Annotated in this window: 19 protein-coding genes; 5 read left to right on the forward strand and 14 right to left on the reverse strand. The window is 72.3% G+C overall.

Annotation, left to right across the window (positions count from 1 at the left end; genetic code table 11):
- Positions 1-2: 2 nt before the first annotated feature.
- Genes AB0P07_RS04455 through AB0P07_RS04465 form a run of 3 tightly spaced genes read left to right on the forward strand, consistent with a single transcriptional unit; the run spans position 3 to position 3,369 of the window.
- Entirely contained in the window at positions 3-398 is a 396-nt protein-coding gene (locus tag AB0P07_RS04455) for a hypothetical protein (protein WP_365544959.1), read from the forward strand.
- Positions 395-2,155, forward strand: coding sequence for a cation acetate symporter (locus tag AB0P07_RS04460; protein WP_365544962.1), 1,761 nt, complete (start codon positions 395-397; stop codon positions 2,153-2,155). The genes AB0P07_RS04455 and AB0P07_RS04460 overlap by 4 nt, the downstream gene beginning before the upstream one ends.
- A gap of 8 nt (positions 2,156-2,163) precedes the next feature.
- Positions 2,164-3,369, forward strand: a complete 1,206-nt coding sequence (locus AB0P07_RS04465; RefSeq protein ID WP_365545845.1) for a histidine kinase — start codon at positions 2,164-2,166, stop codon at positions 3,367-3,369.
- Between the two features lie 22 nt (positions 3,370-3,391).
- Here the strand turns inward: AB0P07_RS04465 and AB0P07_RS04470 are convergent, their stop codons facing one another.
- From AB0P07_RS04470 to AB0P07_RS04490, 5 genes are all read right to left on the reverse strand, one after another.
- The gene (locus tag AB0P07_RS04470) at positions 3,392-3,562 is read right to left on the reverse strand and encodes a hypothetical protein (RefSeq protein ID WP_365544964.1); all 171 of its coding nucleotides are present in this window, start codon (positions 3,560-3,562) and stop codon (positions 3,392-3,394) included.
- Positions 3,563-3,605: 43 nt separating this feature from the next.
- Complete coding sequence (locus AB0P07_RS04475; RefSeq protein ID WP_365544967.1) at positions 3,606-4,556, reverse strand: cytochrome c oxidase assembly protein; 951 nt, start codon at positions 4,554-4,556, stop codon at positions 3,606-3,608.
- Between the two features lie 227 nt (positions 4,557-4,783).
- Positions 4,784-5,809 (reverse strand): 6-phosphofructokinase, encoded by a 1,026-nt coding sequence (locus tag AB0P07_RS04480; protein WP_164418873.1) that lies wholly within the window; start codon positions 5,807-5,809, stop codon positions 4,784-4,786.
- Positions 5,810-5,976: 167 nt separating this feature from the next.
- Entirely contained in the window at positions 5,977-6,705 is a 729-nt protein-coding gene (locus AB0P07_RS04485; protein WP_102928231.1) for a type 1 glutamine amidotransferase, read from the reverse strand.
- 23 nt (positions 6,706-6,728) lie between these two features.
- Positions 6,729-7,967 carry a MurT ligase domain-containing protein gene (locus tag AB0P07_RS04490; RefSeq protein WP_365544971.1) on the reverse strand — a complete coding sequence of 413 codons (1,239 nt, stop codon included), beginning with the start codon at positions 7,965-7,967 and terminating at the stop codon, positions 6,729-6,731.
- 178 nt (positions 7,968-8,145) lie between these two features.
- On the opposite strand from AB0P07_RS04490, the gene def reads away from it, so the two are divergent.
- Entirely contained in the window at positions 8,146-8,685 is a 540-nt protein-coding gene (gene def / locus AB0P07_RS04495; protein WP_365544974.1) for a peptide deformylase, read from the forward strand.
- Between the two features lie 43 nt (positions 8,686-8,728).
- Here the strand turns inward: def and AB0P07_RS04500 are convergent, their stop codons facing one another.
- Positions 8,729-9,385 (reverse strand): TetR family transcriptional regulator, encoded by a 657-nt coding sequence (locus tag AB0P07_RS04500; protein ID WP_365544977.1) that lies wholly within the window; start codon positions 9,383-9,385, stop codon positions 8,729-8,731.
- 170 nt (positions 9,386-9,555) lie between these two features.
- On the opposite strand from AB0P07_RS04500, the gene AB0P07_RS04505 reads away from it, so the two are divergent.
- On the forward strand, positions 9,556-10,809 hold the full coding sequence (locus tag AB0P07_RS04505) for an acyl-CoA dehydrogenase family protein (RefSeq protein WP_365544980.1): 1,254 nt from the start codon (positions 9,556-9,558) through the stop codon (positions 10,807-10,809).
- A gap of 85 nt (positions 10,810-10,894) precedes the next feature.
- On the opposite strand, the gene AB0P07_RS04510 is transcribed toward AB0P07_RS04505, so the two are convergent.
- From AB0P07_RS04510 to AB0P07_RS04545, 8 genes are all read right to left on the reverse strand, one after another.
- Positions 10,895-11,428: a cupin domain-containing protein gene (locus AB0P07_RS04510; RefSeq protein ID WP_365544983.1), complete on the reverse strand. Its 534-nt coding sequence runs from the start codon at positions 11,426-11,428 to the stop codon at positions 10,895-10,897.
- On the reverse strand, positions 11,425-12,639 hold the full coding sequence (locus AB0P07_RS04515; protein WP_365544986.1) for a cytochrome P450: 1,215 nt from the start codon (positions 12,637-12,639) through the stop codon (positions 11,425-11,427). Before AB0P07_RS04515 ends, AB0P07_RS04510 begins: the two co-directional genes overlap by 4 nt.
- Positions 12,636-13,820, reverse strand: coding sequence for a 1,3,6,8-tetrahydroxynaphthalene synthase (locus tag AB0P07_RS04520; protein WP_365544989.1), 1,185 nt, complete (start codon positions 13,818-13,820; stop codon positions 12,636-12,638). The genes AB0P07_RS04515 and AB0P07_RS04520 overlap by 4 nt, the downstream gene beginning before the upstream one ends.
- 104 nt (positions 13,821-13,924) lie before the next feature.
- Positions 13,925-14,161 (reverse strand): DUF6213 family protein, encoded by a 237-nt coding sequence (locus AB0P07_RS04525; RefSeq protein WP_164418885.1) that lies wholly within the window; start codon positions 14,159-14,161, stop codon positions 13,925-13,927.
- Positions 14,162-14,186: 25 nt separating this feature from the next.
- Positions 14,187-15,572 carry an NADP-dependent succinic semialdehyde dehydrogenase gene (locus AB0P07_RS04530; RefSeq protein WP_365544992.1) on the reverse strand — a complete coding sequence of 462 codons (1,386 nt, stop codon included), beginning with the start codon at positions 15,570-15,572 and terminating at the stop codon, positions 14,187-14,189.
- Positions 15,573-15,677: 105 nt separating this feature from the next.
- Positions 15,678-16,139, reverse strand: coding sequence for an NUDIX domain-containing protein (locus AB0P07_RS04535; protein WP_365544995.1), 462 nt, complete (start codon positions 16,137-16,139; stop codon positions 15,678-15,680).
- Positions 16,136-17,674 carry an ATP-dependent DNA ligase gene (locus tag AB0P07_RS04540; RefSeq protein WP_365544998.1) on the reverse strand — a complete coding sequence of 513 codons (1,539 nt, stop codon included), beginning with the start codon at positions 17,672-17,674 and terminating at the stop codon, positions 16,136-16,138. Before AB0P07_RS04540 ends, AB0P07_RS04535 begins: the two co-directional genes overlap by 4 nt.
- 149 nt (positions 17,675-17,823) lie before the next feature.
- Positions 17,824-18,789, reverse strand: a complete 966-nt coding sequence (locus AB0P07_RS04545) for an NAD(P)/FAD-dependent oxidoreductase (RefSeq protein WP_365545001.1) — start codon at positions 18,787-18,789, stop codon at positions 17,824-17,826.
- Positions 18,790-18,828: the final 39 nt, after the last annotated feature.

The following is an 18,828-nucleotide window of genomic DNA, read 5'->3' on the forward strand; positions in this document are numbered from 1 at the left end:
CCGTGCCCCAGGACCCCACCGAACGCCGCGTCACCGTCACCGGCCCGCCCGGGCGCACCGTCCCCCACGCCCGCAACCGCTCGCGCGGGCGGCACCCCCAGGCCTCCGGCTCCTACCGCCCGCGCACCGAGATCGACGAGCAGACCACCCTCGGCCACACCTACGTCCGCTCCCTGATGCGCAGCCAGCTGCGCGCCGGACTCACCGCCCTCGCGGTCCTCGGCCTCCTCGTCGGCCCGCTCCCGCTGCTGTTCGCGGCGCTGCCCGACGCCCGCCACCTGGAGTGGGCCGTCCTCGGCTTCGGCCTGTACGCCCCGCTGGTCCTCCTCGCCCGCTGGTACGTGCGCCGCGCCGAGCGCAACGAACGCGACTTCGTACGCCTCGTCGAGGACCGGTGAACTCCAACTACGCCATACCCGCCGTCGCCCTCGTGGTCGTGGCCACCGTCCTCGTCGGCGCCTTCGGCCTGCGCATCTCCCGGACCACGTCCGACTTCTACGTCGCCTCCCGCACCGTCGGACCCCGCCTGAACGCCGCCGCCATCAGCGGCGAGTACCTCTCCGCCGCCTCCTTCCTCGGCATCGCGGGACTGGTCCTCGTCCAGGGACCCGACATGCTCTGGTACCCGGTCGGCTACACCGCCGGGTATCTGGTCCTGCTCCTCTTCGTCGCCGCCCCGCTGCGCCGCTCGGGCGCCTACACGCTGCCCGACTTCGCCGAGGCCCGGCTCGCCTCCCAGGCGGTGCGGCGGCTCGCGGGAGCCTTTGTCGTGGGGGTCGGCTGGCTCTATCTGCTGCCCCAGCTCCAGGGCGCCGGGCTGACCCTCACCGTGCTCAGCGGGGCGCCCGACTGGCTGGGCGGGGTGATCGTCGCCGTCGTCGTCACCGCCATCGTCGCCGCCGGCGGCATGCGCAGCATCACCTTCGTCCAGGCCTTCCAGTTCTGGCTCAAACTCACCGCCCTGCTCGTCCCCGCCCTCTTCCTGGTGCTGGCCTGGCAGGGCGACGGGGCCCCCGGCCGGCCCTTCGAGGAACCCGCCACCTTCCGCGAGCAGCGCTCCGTCCGTGTCGACGACACCCTCACCCTCAAGCTGGAGGAGCCGCTGACGGTCACCGTCGACGGAACCGTGGACGACCGCGCCCGAGACGGCGCTCGCGTCACCCTGCCCGCCGGCAGCCACCGCATCGAGGCCGGCACCCGCCTCACCTTCGCCGCGGACACCCGCGTTCCGGCCGCCGGACGCGGCGCCGACGACGCCCTGTCGCCCTCCCGGGCCGAGAGCCGCACCGAACGCCCGCTGTACGCCACGTACGGCCTGATCCTGGCCACGTTCCTGGGCACCATGGGCCTGCCGCACGTGGTGGTCCGCTTCTACACCAGCCCGACCGGCGTCGCCGCCCGCCGCACCACCGTCGCCGTCCTCGGCCTGATCGGTGCCTTCTACCTGCTGCCACCCCTGTACGGCGCCCTCGGTCGCCTCTACGCCCCCGAGCTGACCCTGACCGGGAAGGCCGACGCCGCGGTCCTGCTGCTGCCGGACCGGGTGATCGGGGGTGTCGGCGGCGACCTGCTCGGCGCGCTGGTCGCGGGCGGTGCCTTCGCCGCGTTCCTGTCCACCGCGTCGGGGCTCACCATGGCCGTCGCGGGCGTGCTCACCCAGGACGTGCTGCCGTCCCGTGCCGTGTCCCACTTCCGGCTCGGCACCCTGCTCGCCATGGCCGTGCCGCTGGCGGCGAGCGCGCTGGTCGGCGGGCTGCCCGTCGCCGACGCGGTCGGCCTCGCCTTCGCCGTGTCCGCCTCCTCCTTCTGCCCGCTGCTCGTCCTCGGCATCTGGTGGCGGCGGCTGACCCCGCCCGGCGCGGCCGCCGGGATGCTGGTGGGCGGCGGCTCCGCCCTGCTCGCCGTCGCCGCCACCATGGGCGGCTTCCCGGGCGGCGGCGGGGCGCTGCACGCGCTGCTGGCCTGGCCCGCCCTGTGGTCGGTGCCGCTGGGCTTCCTCACCATGGTGCTGGTCTCGCTGGCCACCCCGGCCCGGGTCCCGTCCAAAACGGCGGCGATCCTGGCCCGCTTCCACCTGCCGGAGGAGCTGGGCACGGAGGAACTGCGCACGGACGGGCTGCGGACAGAAGCACTGAGCGAGGAGAGGACGCGGTGAGCGGCTCCCTGGGCGGATTCCTCGCGGGCCTGGCCGTCGCCCTGCTGCCGCTGCTGGCCGCCGGCTTCTGGCTGGGCCGGCGCACGGCCCGTCCGCAGCACCTCGGCGGACTGGGCACCCCCGTCGAGCACGCCACCTTCCAGACCCTGCACACCGCCTCGCTGGCCACGCCCCCGCTGCGGGCGGGACTGACCGAGGAGACCGCCGGCAAGTCGGCCCGCAAGCTGCGCTCCCTGCTGGGCACCGACGCGCTGTGCCTGACCGACCTCGAAAAGGTCCTGGTCTGGGACGGCGTGGGCACCCACCACCGCACCGAGATCATGGAACGCCTCGCGGGACCGCTGGCCGCCGGCCGCGGTGAGGCGTTCCGCCTCACCTGCGACACCCCGGACTGCACGGTGCGCTGGGCCGTCGTCGCCCCGCTCACCGTCGACGACCGGGTGCACGGCGCCCTCGTCGCCTGCGCGCCCCGCGAGTCCGCCGTCCTGGTCCGTGCGGCCGGCGAGGTGGCCCGCTGGGTCTCGGTCCAGCTGGAACTCGCCGACCTCGACCAGTCCCGCACCCGTCTCATCGAGGCCGAGATCAAGGCGCTGCGCGCACAGATCTCCCCGCACTTCATCTTCAACTCGCTCGCGGTGATCGCGTCCTTCGTGCGCACCGACCCCGAGCGGGCCCGCGAGCTGCTGCTGGAGTTCGCCGACTTCACCCGCTACTCGTTCCGCCGGCACGGCGACTTCACCACCCTCGCCGACGAGCTGCACGCCATCGACCACTACCTGGCGCTGGTGCGGGCCCGCTTCGGCGACCGCCTCGCCGTCACCCTCCAGGTCGCCCCCGAGGTGCTGCCGGTCGCGCTGCCCTTCCTCTGCCTCCAGCCGCTCGTCGAGAACGCCGTCAAGCACGGCCTGGAGGGCAAGTCCGACCGGTGCCGCATCCAGATCACCGCGCAGGACGCGGGCGCCGAAGCCCTGGTCGTCATCGAGGACGACGGTGCCGGCATGGACCCGGACCTGCTCCGTCGCATCCTGGCACGCGAGGTCAGTCCGTCGGGCGGCATCGGGCTGTCCAACGTCGACGACCGCCTCCGCCAGGTCTACGGAGACGACCACGGCCTCGTCATCGAGACGGCCGTCGGCGCGGGCATGAAGATCACGGTCCGGCTGCCGAAGTACCAGCCGGGCGTGCACTCGGCGGCCCGGCTCGGCCGCGAGTGAGCAGGGGTGCCCCGGGCGGGGCTCAGGTGCGGCGGCCGGCCACCAGCCCCAGGGTGATCAGGCCGAGGACGACCCAGCCGAACCACAACCAGCCGTTGCTTCCGAGCGCCACCGTGTAGGCCGTCACCGCGACCAGGCCGCCGATGGTGAGCGCCCCCATCGTCTTCGTCGAACTGTCCGTGGAACCGGGCATCGCAACACCCTCCTCGTGTCCGTTGCCCTCCATGGTGCCCCGTTCAGCCGCCGCGTGTGTTCAGTGAGGCCAGATAGGCGTTGTACGCCGCGAGCTCCTTGTCGCCGTCGCGCTCGGCGGCCCGGTCGCTGCGCCGCGCCTGCCGCTCCTCGGAGGCGTACCACTGGAAAAGCAGCGCGAGCAGCACGAGGACGGACGGGACCTCGCTGAACGCCCAGGCGATGCCGCCGGCCGCGTTCTGGTCGGAGAGGGCGTCGATGCCGAGGGAGGCGGACGGGTTCTTGAACGTCTCGACCATCGGCGAGGAGGCCATCATCAGCGCGATGCCGAAGAACGCGTGGAACGGCATGCCCGCGAACAGCTCCAGCATCCGCATCAGGTAGCCCGGCCGGTGCGGGCCGGGGTCCACGCCCATGATCGGCCAGAAGAACACCAGGCCGACCGCGAGGAAGTGCACCATCATCCCGATGTGCCCGGCCTGCGAGCTCATCAGCGTGTCGAAGAGGGGGGTGAAGTACAGCGCGTACAGGCTCGCGATGAACAGCGGGATGGTGAACGCCGGATGCGTGATGATCCGCATGTACCGGCTGTGCAGCAGCATCAGCAGTACCTCGCGGGGCCCCTTGCGGCCGCGGCCCGCCGGGGGCAGCGCACGCAGCGCCAGCGTGATCGGGGCGCCGAGCAGCAGCAGGATCGGCGACACCATGCTGATCACCATGTGCTGCACCATGTGCACGCTGAACATGACCATCCCGTAGTCGTTCAGCTTGGTGCACATCATCAGGACGACGCTGAGCACACCGGCCACGAAGGCCGCGGTCCGGCCGACCGGCCACTTGTCACCGCGCCGCACCAGACGGACGACGCCCCAGCCGTACAGCGCCAGACCCAGGAGGCAGGCGACGAGGAAGAAGGGGTCCGCCGACCAGCCGAGCCCCCGCCCCAGCGTGAACGGCGGCAGATCCATCGTCATGCCGTGCCCGCTGTGATCCATCCGCCCGCTCCTGTTTCATGGGGGTTGAGCGCGGTTGAACACCGCTTGTCCGAAGGCAAGCGTAGAACCGCCCCCGGCCACATCTGCGACCGGGGGCGGTGAAACGCGCCCGAAGGGGGCGCGGGGCTGTATCGCTCTGCGGCTCCGCCGCGAGGGCGCGATCAACCACAACGAACCCGCGGTCCGCGAAGCACCGGTGGACCCGAGCTCTCAACGGCCCCGAAGGATCAGAGCACGCACTCCGCCTCCGCGTACCGCGCATCCGGCACCGTCTTCAGCGACTCCACCGCGGCGCCGAGCGACACCATCTCGATGTCCGTCCCGCGCAGCGCCGTCATCATCCCGAACTCCCCGCGGTGCACCGCCTCCACCGCGTGCCACCCGAACCGCGTCGCCAGTACCCGGTCGTACGCCGTCGGCGTCCCCCCGCGCTGGACATGCCCGAGTATCACCGGCCGGGCCTCCTTGCCGAGCCGGTCCTCCAGCTCGATCGAGAGCTGGCGGGCGATCCCGGCGAAGCGCTCGTGGCCGTAGACGTCCTTGCCGCCCTCGTCGAAGTCCATGGTCCCGGCCTTCGGCTTGGCACCCTCCGCGGCCACCACGATCGCGAACCGCTTGCCCGCCGAGAAACGCTCGCCGACCTTCGCGGTCAGCTCGTCGATGTCGAAGGGCCGCTCCGGGACGACGACGGCGTGGGCGCCGGCCGCCATGCCCGAGTGCAGCGCGATCCAGCCGGTGTGCCGGCCCATGACCTCGACGATCAGCACCCGCTGGTGCGACTCGGCGGTGGTCTTCAGCCGGTCCAGGGCCTCGGTGGCGACGGTGACCGCGGTGTCGAAGCCGAAGGTGACGTCGGTGACCGCTATGTCGTTGTCGATGGTCTTCGGCACGCCGACGATCGGCAGGCCGTTGTCGGACAGCAGCCGGGCCGCCTTCAGCGTGCCCTCGCCGCCGATCGGGATGATGGCGTCGAGGCCGAGTTCCTCGACGTGCCCGCGGGCCCGCTCGACGCCGTCCCGCAGGTGCTCGGGACGGACCCGGGAGGAGCCGAGGATGGTGCCGCCGCGGGCCAGGATGCCGCCGACCGCGTCGAGGTCGAGCTTGAGGTAGTCGCACTCCAGGAGGCCCTTCCAGCCGTCCCGGAAACCGATGACCTCGTCGCCGTGGTCGACGACGGCACGGTGCACGACGGACCGGATGACGGCGTTCAGGCCGGGGCAGTCGCCGCCGGACGTGAGGACACCAATGCGCATAGCCCGAAATACCTTCTCAACGTGGCACGGGTCCGGACCGCGCTGTCCGGTTCGATTCCCCGCCACCCTAGCGGTACCGGAGGGCGGGGCCGAACCATGCGTCCGCCTGCTGGACGCATCCGCTCACCTGTGCGGATGCCCCATCAGACGGGCCCCCGCAGCGGGGCTCAGGCGGGCTGCTGCGCGGCCGCGATGCGCTCGTTGCGGAGCGCCTCGTACCAGCGGTCGTCGGTGGGCGGCAGCGCGTTCACGTCGAGGGCGAGCTTGAGCAGCAGGTCCGCGATCTGCGGGTTGCGGGCCAGCACGGGGCCGTGCATGTACGTACCGAAGACCGTGTCGTTGTACGCGCCCTCGGTGCCGTCGCCCGTGCCGTTGCCGTTGCCGAAGCGGACCTGGGCGAGCGGGCGTGCGCCCGGCCCGATGTGGGTGACGCCCTGATGGTTCTCGAAGCCGGTCAGCGGGGGCAGGCCGAGGCGCGGGTCGATGTCGCCGAGGACGTCGCCGACGCAGCGCGCGCCCTCGCCGCGGGTCGAGACCACGTCGAGCAGGCCGAGGCCCGGCTCGCGCTGGCCCAGGTCGTTGATGAACTCCTGGCCCAGGATCTGGTAGCCGGCGCAGACGGAGAAGACGATCGCGCCGTTCTCCACGGCTCGGTGCAGGCCGCCGTCGCGGCGCAGCCGCTCGGCCGCGAGCCGCTGCGGCCGGTCCTCGCCGCCGCCGATCAGGTAGATGTCGCCGGAGGTCGGGATCGGCTGGTCGCTGCGCACGTCGAGGCGGGCCACGTCGAGACCGCGCTGGCGGGCGCGGCGCTCCACGACGAGGGCGTTGCCCTGGTCGCCGTAGGTGCTGAGCAGGTCCGGGTAGATCCAGACGATCCGCAGTTGGTTGTCGCTCACGAAAATCCCCTGAAGTCTCGCGGTCAGTTGCCGACGCGGCGGCGCAGGTCCTGGAAGGCGGTGTAGTTCGCGATGACCTCGATGCGTCCCGGCGGGCACAGCTGCACCGCCTGGTCGAGGTCCTCGCACACCTGGAACTGCTGGTTCGCGACCTCCAGGCGCACCGCGAGGTCCAGCTTCCGGTCGCCGATCACGCAGATCGGGTGGCCGGTCAGCCGGGTGTAGTCCACGTCCCACAGCCACGAGGTGTCGGTGCCGTCGGCGCCGCGCGCGTTCACCGAGAGGATCACCGGAGCCGGCGGCGGGTCGATCAGGGAGAAGGTCTCCAGCCAGCCCGCCGGGTTCTTGGCGAGCAGCAGGCGCAGGTCGCGGCCCTGGAACTGGACGATGTCGTAACGCCCCGCGACCGCCTGCACCTGGTACATCCGCTCCAGGGCGACCTGCGGCGGCACCCCGAAGACGGCGGCGACGGCGGCCGAGGAGGCGGCGTTGGCCTTGTTGGCGCGGCCCGGCAGCTGGAGGTGGATCGGCCAGGCGGAGCCGTGCGGGTCGAGCACGTGGTCGCCGGAGAGCGCCCAGCTCGGTGTGGGACGGCGGAAGCCGCACTCGCCGCAGAACCAGTCGTCGCCGGGGCGCTGCATCACACCGCCGCAGGACGGGCAGGACCAGGCGTCGTCCTTCCACATCTGCCCGGCGGCGACCCAGATCACGTTCGGGGAGGAGGAGGCGGCCCACACCACCAGCGGGTCGTCGGCGTTGGCGACGACCACGGCCTTCGAACCGGCCAGGCCCTCGCGCCAGTTCTCGGCGAGCATCCGGGTCTCGGCGGCGCGGTCCAGCTGGTCGCGGGAGAGGTTGAGCAGCGCGATGCACTTCGGGTCGGTGGCCTGGGCGACGCCGACCAGGTACTTCTCGTCGACCTCGATGACGCCGAAGCGCGACTCCGCGCCGCGCGCGAGCGCCGAGGTGATGCCGGCCGGCATGTTGGCGCCGAGCGCGTTGGAGACGACCGGACCGGCCGCCTTCAGCGCCTCGGCGATGAGCCGGGTGGTGGTGGTCTTGCCGTTGGTCGCCGAGACGAGGGTCACGTCCAGGTGCCCGGCGAGCCGGTGGAGGAGGTCGGGGTCGAGTTTCAGCGCGACCCGGCCGCCGATCACCGAACCGCTGCCGCGCCCCGCGGCGCGCGATGCCGCCGCGACCGCCTTGCCCGCGGTCACGGCGATCTTGGCCCGCGGCGTGAGCGGGTCCGAGTTGCCTGCCATCAGTTCTCGATCCTCCTTGCCGTACGCGCCGCGCCTGAAGCCTGTGAAGCCTGACGGCCACGTGGTGTGGACCTCAGCCTATCGAGATCCATTCGCACTCCCGAATCGCGGCACCGGCCACCGGGTTCCGGCGGTGGGCGCGTGCCGCCGGGGACACAGGGACCTTACTCTGACCGCCATGCGACAAGGCTCGATCCCGGGCGCCCGCGGGCGCGTCCGCCCCCTCTGCCTCCTCGGCGATCCCGTCCTGCACACCCCCTGCGCGGAGGTGACGGACTTCGGTCCACAACTCGCGACGCTCGTGGAGGACCTGTTCGCGACCATGTACGCCGCCCACGGGGTGGGGCTGGCCGCGAACCAGGTCGGCGAGGCGTTGCGGGTCTTCGTGTACGACTGCCCGGACGACGAGGACGAGCGGCACCTCGGGCACGTGGTGAACCCCCGGCCGGTGGAGACCGGCGGGGTGGTGGTGCGCGGTCCGGAGGGCTGTCTGTCGCTGCCGGGCCTGGAGGCGGGGACCGAGCGGTACGACGAGGCGGTCGTGACGGGCTTCACGGTGACGGGCGAGCCGGTCACCGTACGCGGCACGGGGTTCTTCGCGCGGTGTCTCCAGCACGAATGCGACCATCTGGAGGGCCGGGTCTACGCCGATCGCCTGACGGGCCGGCGCCACCGGAAGCTGATGCGCCAGGTGGCCCGGGCGTCCTGGCATCGCTGAGCGCCCGCTCCGTGGACGGCCCGAGGATGCGGCGAGGGGGCGGTCAGAAGCCCGGCCCGCCCGCCTTGTCGCCGGCCTCGGCGAGGCGGCCCCACAGCAGGTCGGCCAGGCTGCGGACCAACTCCTCCCGCGGGCAGGGCCGTTCGCCCAGCCACCAGTCCCCGGCGGCGTGCATCATGCCCACGATCCCGTGCCCCCACACCCGGGCCAGCTGCTGCGTGCCCGGTCCGACGTCGAGCCGTTCCTCGATGACCTGGGCCAGCTCCTCGCCCATGCGGCGCAGCAGCGGCGCCGAGTGTTTGCCGACGTCGAAGCCCTGCTCGGACTGGTCGCCCGGGACGCCGGCACTCTCCGCCGGATGCATCAGGAAGCGGTACACCTGCGGGCGGGCCTCGATGGCCGCCAGATAGGTGTCCAGGGTGGCCTCGACGCGCTGCCGACGCTCCGCCGGGGCGTCCAGGGCGGCCCGCAGCGAGGCGAGGAGCGCGTCCGTGTGCCGGACGGCGAGGGCGGCGTAGAGTCCGCCCTTGTCGCCGAAGTGCCGGTAGAGGATCGGCTTGGTGATGCCGGCCTCGGCGGCGATGGCGTTCATCGAGGCGTGCGGACCGTCGCGCAGCACCACCCGGTCGGCGGCCTCGAGCAGTTCGCGCCGTCTGCGGTCGGCGGACGTCTGCTGATCGGTCCGCTGCGTGGTGTTCATGTGCTCTCCCCACCCGTGCTGTTTCGGTGACGCCTGCGCAAACTAACACCCACGGGGGGCGTGACATCGAACGGGAGGGCGAGGTCATCCGGGGAGTTGACTTTTCTTACCCACCGGTAACAGACTCGGGGTTACCGCAAGTAACATGCATGGGCGTCACTGGAGGGGACATGGCCGAGTTCACCATGGAGCTGAGCGACGAACAGAAGGAGGTCCGGGACTGGCTGCACGGCTTCGCGGCCGACGTCATCCGTCCCGCGGCCGCCGAATGGGACGAGCGCGAGGAGACCCCCTGGCCGGTGATCCAGGAGGCCGCCAAGGTCGGCATCTACTCCCTGGACTTCTACGCCCAGCAGTACTTCGACCCCACCGGCCTCGGCATCCCCATGGCGATGGAGGAGCTGTTCTGGGGCGATGCGGGCATCGCCCTGTCGATCGTCGGCACGGGCCTCGCGGCCGTCGGAGTCCTCGCCAACGGCACCGAGGAGCAGATCGGCACCTGGATCCCGCAGATGTACGGCGACGCGGGCGACGTCAAGCTCGCCGCCTTCTGCTCCTCCGAGCCCGACGCCGGCTCCGACGTCGCCTCCATGCGCACCCGTGCCGTGTACGACGAGGCCAAGGACGAGTGGGTACTCAACGGCACCAAGACCTGGGCGACCAACGGCGGCATCGCCAACGTCCACGTCGTCGTCGCGGTCGTCGACCCGGACCTCGGTTCCAAGGGCCACGCGTCCTTCATCGTGCCGCCGAACACGCCGGGGCTGTCCCAGGGCCAGAAGTTCAAGAAGCACGGCATCCGCGCCTCGCACACCGCCGAGGTCGTCCTCGACAACGTGCGCGTGCCCGGCTCCTGCCTGCTCGGCGGCAAGGAGAAGCTGGACGCCCGCCTCGCCCGGGCCCGGGAGAAGGCCAAGAAGGGCGGCGTGGGGGTCCCCCCGGCCGGAGACCGGGGGAGCGTGAAGAACGCCGCGATGGCCACCTTCGAGGCGTCCCGCCCGGCGGTCGGCGCGATGGCGGTCGGCACGGCCCGGGCCGCGTACGAGGTGGCGCTGGAGTACGCGCAGACCCGGGAGCAGTTCGGGCGCCCGATCATCGACAACCAGGGCGTCGCCTTCCAGCTCGCGGACATGCGCACGTCCATCGACGCGGCCCGGCTGCTGGTGTGGCGTGCCTCCTGGATGGCCGTCAACGGCAAGCCGTTCACGGCGGCCGAGGGCTCGATGTCCAAGCTCTTCGCGAGCGAGACCGCGAAGAAGGTGACCGCCCAGGCGGTCCAGATCCTGGGCGGCAACGGCTACACGCGGGAGTACCCGGTGGAGCGGATGCACCGCGACTCCGCGATCTACACGATCTTCGAGGGCACGAGTGAGATCCAGCGGCTGGTTATTGCGCGGACGCTGGCGGGGATGCCGATTCGTTGAGCGTCGTTTCGGGTTCTGTGCGACGCCGGGTGCTGGTCCGTGGTGGCTGGTCGCGTACTTCCCCGCGCCCCTGGAGTCGGGACTCTCACCGGTGCTTCAAGGGTGTGAGCTGTTCGATGTCGTAGCGCTTTCTCAGGGCCTCGATCGCCTCGTGGTCCGGTGGGCCTCCGTCGCCGAGGAGCTCCAGCAGTTCCTCGAAGTAGCGCTCGTGGTCCGGGGGCGGGCCGGCCTGGAAGAACATCTTGGCCGGCTCGCCCGTCGGGTTCGCGAACGCGTGCGGGCAGCCGGGGGGTACGACGACGACCGTGCCCGGGGTGGCGCGCACCACCCGGTTGCCCGAACTCGACTCCCACTTCCGCCAACTGTCCGGCGTACGGACCCTCGGCTCGAAGGCGAGCACGTCCAGCTCGCCCTCCAGCACGTAGAACAGCTCCTCGCTGCGGGTGTGCACGTGGGCGCCGACGTCGAACCCGGGCGGCACGATCACCTCGAAGGTGGACGCCATGCGCGAGTGCGAGCCGGTCACCTTGAAGGTCACGTGCTGGGCCGGCGCCTGCACCACCCGGCCCTGGCCCGGCGGCACCAGCAGGCCCTCCGTCGCCGCGGCGAGCGCGCTCACCAGGTCACCGGGAGCGCCTCGGGCCCGCGGATCAGCGCCCCCTTCTTGAAGGGCACGTCTTCGGGCGCCACCGCGAGCTTCAGTCCCGGCACCCGGTCCAGGATCGCGTCGACGAGCAGCTCCGACTCCAGCCGGGCCAGCATGCCGCCGGGGCAGTAGTGCGGGCCGAAGCCGAAGGACACGTGCGGGTTGGGGCTGCGCCCGAAGTCGATCGTGTCCGGGTCGGGAAAGACCTCCGGGTCGCGGTTGGCCGCCAGGTACGACACGTAGACCGCGTCGCCCGCGCGGATCCGCACGCCCCTGATCTCCACGTCCTCCAGCGCGATCCGGGAGAGCCCGACGGCGTTGCGGTGGGGGATCCAGCGCAGCAGTTCGTCGATGGCGCGGGGACGGATCTCCGGTTCGCAACGCAGGCGTTCGGCGAGTTCGGGCCGGCTCAGCAGCAGGTGGAACATCTGCCCGCTGTTGTTGGTGACCGCCTCGCCGCCGATCTGCAGCAGGACCGCGAGCCCCACCGCCTCCGCCAGGGTGATCTCGTCGCGCCCCACGGCGGCACCCAGCAGCGAGGTGACGTCCTCGCCGGTGCTGTCCGCACGGAGCCCGATGAGGTCCGAGAAGTAGGTGTTCATGTCGTTCTTGGCCCGCTCGCTGACCTCGGCGCCGTGCGAGGAGGACAGGATCAGCTGGGTCCAGGTGTGCATGGCGTGCCGGTCGGTGGCCGGCACCCCCATCAGCTCGCAGATGACCGCGATGGGGAAGGGGCTCAGCACGGCCTCGGTGAGGTCGGCGGGCGGCCCGGCCCGCAGCATGGCGTCGACCAGTTCGTCGAGCATGCCGCGGGACCGCTCGCGCACGCGCTCCACGCCCCGTGCGGTGAAGGCCGCGGCCACCGTGCGGCGCAGCCGGGTGTGGTCCGGCGGGTCGAGGAAGCCGACCGCGCCGCGCTCGGGAATGAAGTGCGGGGCCAGCCGGGTGACCTGCCGGTCCATGACGGCCTCGCGCCCGAACCGGGGGTCGTTGGTGACCAGGCGGACGTCGTCGTGGCGGGTGACCAGCCAGGCCCAGCCCTCGCCGTTGGGGAGCGAGATGCGGGTGACGGGGCCCTCGCGCATCAACTCGGTCAGCACCGGGTCGAAGTCGCTGCCGGGCAGATCGACGGCCGGCCAGTCCCGGACGGGCGGCACGGTCTGAGAAATCGTTTCTTCGCTCACGTCTGCCTCACACTCCGCGTCGCACCCCGGGACACGTCCCGCGCGATGCCCTGCCGCATGCTCCGCCGCGCATCCGCCGTCTGCCAGCAGCCCAGGGACATCTCCGCGGTGATGCCCGGCCCGAACCCGGCCAGCAGCCCGCGCGCCCCCTCCTCGACGCCGCCTTCGTCGAAGAGCCTGCGCAGCGCGTCCAGGACGACGGCGCTGGCGATGTTGCCGTACTCGGTGAGCGTGGCCCGGCTGAAGCGGAACGCGTACGGGTCGACCTGCAGGAACGTGCTGAGGTCGTCGAGGATCCGGGGGCCGCCCGCGTGCACGATGTAGAAGTCCAGGTCGGCGGCGTCCCAACCGTGCTCGCCCGCCAGGCTCTTGAGGGCCGGCGCGAGCGGCTCCATGGTGGCCGGCACCCGCTTGTCCAGCAGGAAGTGGAAACCGGTCGCCTTCACGTCGTACATGATCCACTCTTCGGTCTTGGGGATCAGGTACGAGCCGTTGCGCTCCAGGCGCACTCCGGTACCGCCCCGGCCGCGGACCACCGCGGCGGCGATGCCGTCGCCGAAGAGGCCGTTGCAGAGCAGGGAGCCCACGCCGAGGTCGGTGGGCTGGTAGCACAGCGAGCAGAACTCGCAGGCCACGATGAGCGCGTTGGCCTCGGGGTAGGCGGTGCAGAAGTCGTGGGCGCGGTTGATCGCCGCACCTCCGGCCGCACAGCCCAGCTGGGCGATGGGTATCTGCCGGGTGGTGCTGTCGAAGCCCATCTCGTTGATCAGCCACGCCGTGAGCGAGGGCATCATGAAGCCCGTGCACGAGACGTAGATGATCACGTCGATGTCGGTGGTGAGCAGCTCCGCGTCGTCCAGGGCGCGCTGGATCACGGCCGGGACGCGGGACTTCGCCTCCCGCTCGTAGACCTTGTTGCGGTCCTCGAAGCCGGGGTGTTCCAGTGTCTTCTCGATGGGCTGCACGATGTGCCGGGTGCGGACCCCGGTGTTCTCTATCAGCCGGAGCGCGAGCGGCAGTTGGGGATGGTCGGTGTGGCGCCGGCGCGCCAGCTCCAGCGTCTCCTCCATCGTGATCACATGCTCCGGGACGGACACCGAGGGTCTGCACAAAGTCGCCATGAACCGTGCCTGCTTTCGCCTCGCGGAAGGCTTGCGCCCCCCGGCCGGAAAGTGCCGCACCTTCTCAGGGGTGCCCGTCCACGATCACTCACCGGGGCGGTGATCTCCCGCCGGGTTACTCCGTCTCGGGGAACGGGCCGTCGCGGGGAGGCGTGCCGAAGGCGTCAGGAGGAGCGGCCGCTGCTGTGGGCGATGCACGCCACGTCGATCCGGTCGGCCAGCTTGGCCAGCTCGATGGTGAGGGCCGCGACGGTGTCCTCGTCCAGCCTCTCCTCGCCGGTCTCCACCAACCGCAGCCACCGCCCGCCGACCGTGCGCAGCAGCTTGCTCACGTCGGACGCGGCGACCTGGAGCGTGCCGCGGTCGTCGACGATCAGAGGCAGGGTCACTTCGCGGTTCACAAAGGGGATCGTAGTCGCGGAAGGCTCACGCTCCGTGCCATACGGTGGTGATGTTGCAGAACTCGCGGATTCCGTGCCCGGACAGCTCACGCCCGTAGCCCGACCGCTTGACCCCGCCGAACGGGAACGCCGGATGGGACGCCGTCATCCCGTTGACGTACACGCCGCCCGCCTCCAGGTCCCGGACGAACCGGTCCACGTCGGCGTCGTCGCGCGTCCACACGTTGGAACTGAGGCCGAAGTCCGTGTCGTTGGCGATCAGCACCGCCTCGTCCAGGTCGGCCGCCCGGTACAGCGTGGCGACCGGCCCGAATGCCTCCTCGCGGTGGATGCGCATCTCGCGGGTGACGTCCGCCAGGACGGTCGGCGGGTAGTACCAGCCCGGCCCGTCCGGGCGTTCACCGCCGCACAGGACGCTCGCGCCGCCGCGCACCGCGTCGTCGACCAGCTCCACCAGGTCGTTCAGCCCCTGCTCGCTGGAGAGCGGCCCGACCTCGGTCTCCTCGTCCATCGGGTCGCCGACCTTCAGGGCCCGCATGCCCTCGGTGAAGCGCTCGGCGAAGGCGTCGTACACGTCCGTGTGCACGATGAACCGCTTGGCGGCGATGCACGACTGCCCGGCGTTCTGCGTGCGCGCGGTCACCGCCACCGCGGCGGCCCGCTCGAGGTCCGCGGACGGCATGACGACGAACGGGTCGCTGCCGCCCAGCTCGAGGACCGTCTTCTTGATCATCTCCCCTGCCGTGGAGGCCACCGCGCGGCCCGCCGGCTCGCTGCCGGTGAGGGTGGCGGCCCGCACCCGCTCGTCGCGCAGGACGTCGTCGACCTGGGCGGAGCCGATGAGGAGCGTCTGGAAGCAGCCCTCCGGGAAGCCCGCCCGGTGGAACAGGTCCTCCAGGTACAGGGCGGTCTGCGGCACGTTCGAGGCGTGCTTGAGCAGCCCGACGTTGCCCGCCATCAGCGCGGGCGCCGCGAACCGGATCACCTGCCAGAGCGGGAAGTTCCACGGCATCACCGCGAGCACCGGGCCGAGCGGGCGGTAGCGGACCAGGGCCCGGGAGGCGCCGGAGTCCTTCACGTCGGCGTCGTCCGGCTCCTCGTCGGCCAGCAGCTCGGCCGCGTGGTCGGCGTACCAGCGCATCGCCTTGGCGCATTTGGCCGCCTCCGCGCGGGCCTGCCTGACCGGCTTGCCCATCTCCGTGGTGATGACCCTGCCGATCTCCTTCTGGTCGGCCTCCAGGAGATCGGCGGCCCGGCGCATCAGCCCGGCCCGCTCGTAGAACCCCGTGGTCCGGTAAGTGCGGAAGGTGGCCTCCGCGAGCTCGATCCGGCGCTCGATCTCCTCCTCGCCCATGGCCTCGTACGTCCTGAGCGTCTCGCCGTTCGCCGGGTTCACCGTCGCGATGGGCATGGCCGACCTCCCTGGGTGCATTCGTGCTTCGACCTTGGCGTGCGGCGCGGGGCGCCGCAACGCGGACGGGTCGCGTCGTTCGTCGTGGTTCCTGGTGGTGTCTCGTCAGTGCGAGTGCTCCGCCAGGCGGTCGAGAAACGCGGACTGCGCCTTCACGATCACCTCGCGCGCCCGGTCCAGCCCGAACCACGCCACCCGGTCCAGCTCGGGGAACTCCTCGGTCCGCCCCGACCTCGGCGGCCACTCCATGCGGAAGGTGCCGGGGACGACCGTCGCCGGATCGAGGTCGGCCTCCAGGGCCCAGACCGTGACGAGCTTCCCGCCCGCCTGCCGCACCTCCCCGAGCGGCACGGCTTCGCCCTCGGGCGGCGGCAGCCCCAGCTCCTCCTCGAACTCGCGCCGGGCCGCCTCCCACGCCGGTTCCCCGGGGTCGTACTCGCCCTTGGGGACGGTCCACGCCCCGGCTTCGCGGCGGATGTAGAACGGGCCGCCCATGTGGCCGAGCAGCACCTGGAGCTCACCCGTGGGACCGCGCCGGTGCAGCAGCAGGCCCGCGCTCCGTCTCACGGCGCCACCCCGGGGTGTGCGGCGAGCAGGGTCTCCACGGTGTCCGCGTCCTCGGGGCGCTTGTCCTCGCGGTAGCGGACCACGCGGGCGAAGCGCAGGGTGACGCCGGCCGGGTAGCGGGTGGAGCGCTGGAGGCCGTCGTAGGCGATCTCGACGACGAGTTCGGGGCGTACGGTCACACCCCAGCCGTGCTCCTCGACGGCCAGCTCCCCGAGGCGCTCGGTCTGCCAGGCCAGCAGCGCGTCGGTCATGCCCTTGAAGGTCTTGCCGAGCATGGCGAAGGAGCCGTCGGGGGAGCGGGCGCCCAGGTGGAGGTTGGAGAGCTTGCCGGTGCGGCGGCCGTGGCCCCACTCGGCGGCCAGCACCACCAGGTCGAGCGTGTGGACCGGCTTGACCTTCAGCCAGGACGCGCCGCGCCGGCCCGCGCTGTACGCGGCGTCCAGCCCCTTGACGACGACGCCCTCGTGCCCGCGTGCCAGTGCCTCGCCCAGGAACTCCTCCGCGGCGCCGGTCTCCTCCGGGCCGCGCACCAGCGTGCGCCGCACCCGCAGGGGCTCGGGTACCAGCCGGGCCAGCTCCGCGTGCCGCTCGGTCAGCGGCAGGTCGAGCAGGTCGCGGCCGTGGACGGACAGCACGTCGAAGAAGACCGCGGAGACCGGGACCGCCCGTGCCGCCGTGGCCACGTCGGTGCGCGAGCCGACCCGGCCGGCGGTCTCCTGGAAGGAGCGGGGACGCCCGTCCTCGTCGAGGGAGATCGCCTCGCCGTCCAGGACGAACCGCTCGCCGGGCAGCGCCAGGGCCGCCTCGGTGACCTCGGGGAGCCGGTCGGTGATCTCGTCCAGGGTGCGGGTGTAGATCCGTACGGTGCCGCCGTCCCGGTGCACCTGCACGCGGATGCCGTCCAGCTTCTCCTCCACGGCCGCGGCGCCCAGCTTGCCGACCGCCTCACCGACCGAGGAGGCGCTGTGCGCCAGCATCGGCAGCACGGGCCGGCCGACGGTGAGCCGGAAGCCCTCCAGGGCGCCGGGACCGTCGGCCAGCAGGGCCTCGGCCACCGTCTGGAGCGACCCCGCGAGCATCACCGCGCGCCGTACGTCCGCCGGGGGCGCGTCGGTCGCCGCGGCCAGGCCCTCGACGGCGGCCGCGTCCAGGGCGCCCTGGCGGACCTCCCCGGTGAGCAGCCCGATCAGGAAGCGCTGCTCGTCCTCGGTGGCGGCGCCCATCAGCTCGCCGACCAGCCGGGCCCGCTCGGCCTGCGACCCGGCCCCGGACACCGCGCCGAGCCGGGTGAGCCGGGCGTCCACGTCGCGCACCGTCAGGGTCGGCGCGTCGGCCGGCGGCACCCGGCGGCTCAGCACCTTCCAGCCGACGCCGATCCGGCCCTGCGGGAGTCGCCCCGCCAGGTACGGGATGACGACCGGCACGTCCGCCGCCTCCGCCTCACGGAACAGCTCTGCGAGCAGGACGGTCTTCCGGGACCGCGCCGACGTTGCGGCGACCTCCCGGGACACCTGGGCCAACCGGGCAAGCAGCATGCAGTCATGGTGCACCGGAGAGGGCCGGCGTACACCCGCGAGTGCCGCACGCCCGCGCGGGCGCGTGCCGGCGTAGGCCCGCTGTGCGTGCTCCGGGTGCTCCACGTACTCCCGGGAACCTCCGCGGTGCTCCGGGTGCCGGGGTGCCCTCAGTCCGTGAGGGCCGCGTCCAGGCCCGACATGATCAGGTCGCCGACGACCGCCGCCGCCGCGCGGTAGCCGCCGCTGGCCGCGTGGACGACCTGCTCGGCGAAGCCGAGGGCGTTTCCGGCGGTCCACACGCCCGGCACGGTCGTCCGGCCCGTCGGGTCCACCACGGGATAGGCGCCGAACGGCGTCTCCTGCAGTTCCGTCCCCAGCCGCTCCATCAGACCGGTCTGCGGGACCGCCTTCGGGGCCACGAACAGCACCGTGCGGTCGTGCGCCGTGCCGTCCGCGAGCCGGACCCCGGTGAGCCGGTCGTCCTCGACTCGCAGGCCCGCGACCTCTCCGGGGACCACCTTGACCCCGGCCGCCGCGAGCCGCCGCAGGTCGTCGTCGGACAGTTCGCTCTCGGCGACCGTGTGCAGGAAGAGCGTCACGTCGTCCGACCAGCCGGACACCATCAGCGCCTGGTGCACGCTGAGCGAACTGGTGGCCAGGACGCCGAAGCGCTCGTCCCGCACCTCCCAGCCGTGGCAGAACGGGCAGTGCAGTACGTCCCGGCCGAACCGCTCGGCGACCTGCTCGACGGCCGGCAGTTCGTCCCTGAGTCCGGTGGTGACGATCAGCCGGCGGGCGTGCACAGTGTGCCCGCCGGCCAGTTCCACCGCGAAGTCCTCGCCGCGGGAGACGTCCACGGCACGGTCGCGGACCAGCTCCACCCCGTAGCGCGCGATCTCCTCCCGGCCGAGGGCCAGGAACTCGGCGGGGGCCATGCCGTCCCGGGTCAGGTAGCCCTGCATGTGGTCCGAGGGCGCGTTGCGCGGCTCGCCGGCGTCGACGACCAGGGTGCGCAGCCGCGAGCGGCCCAGGACGAGCGCGGCGGAGAGCCCGGCCGCTCCGCCACCGACGACGACGACGTCGTACCGCCCGGCCGGGTCCTTCTTCTCGGTCGTGGTGCTGTGCTGGGTCATGGTGACCACCTCCACGTAGAAGGTCGCCCGATGCCTCGG

This window comes from Streptomyces sp. NPDC085944 (assembly GCF_040686295.1).
GTDB lineage: Bacteria > Actinomycetota > Actinomycetes > Streptomycetales > Streptomycetaceae > Streptomyces > Streptomyces salinarius.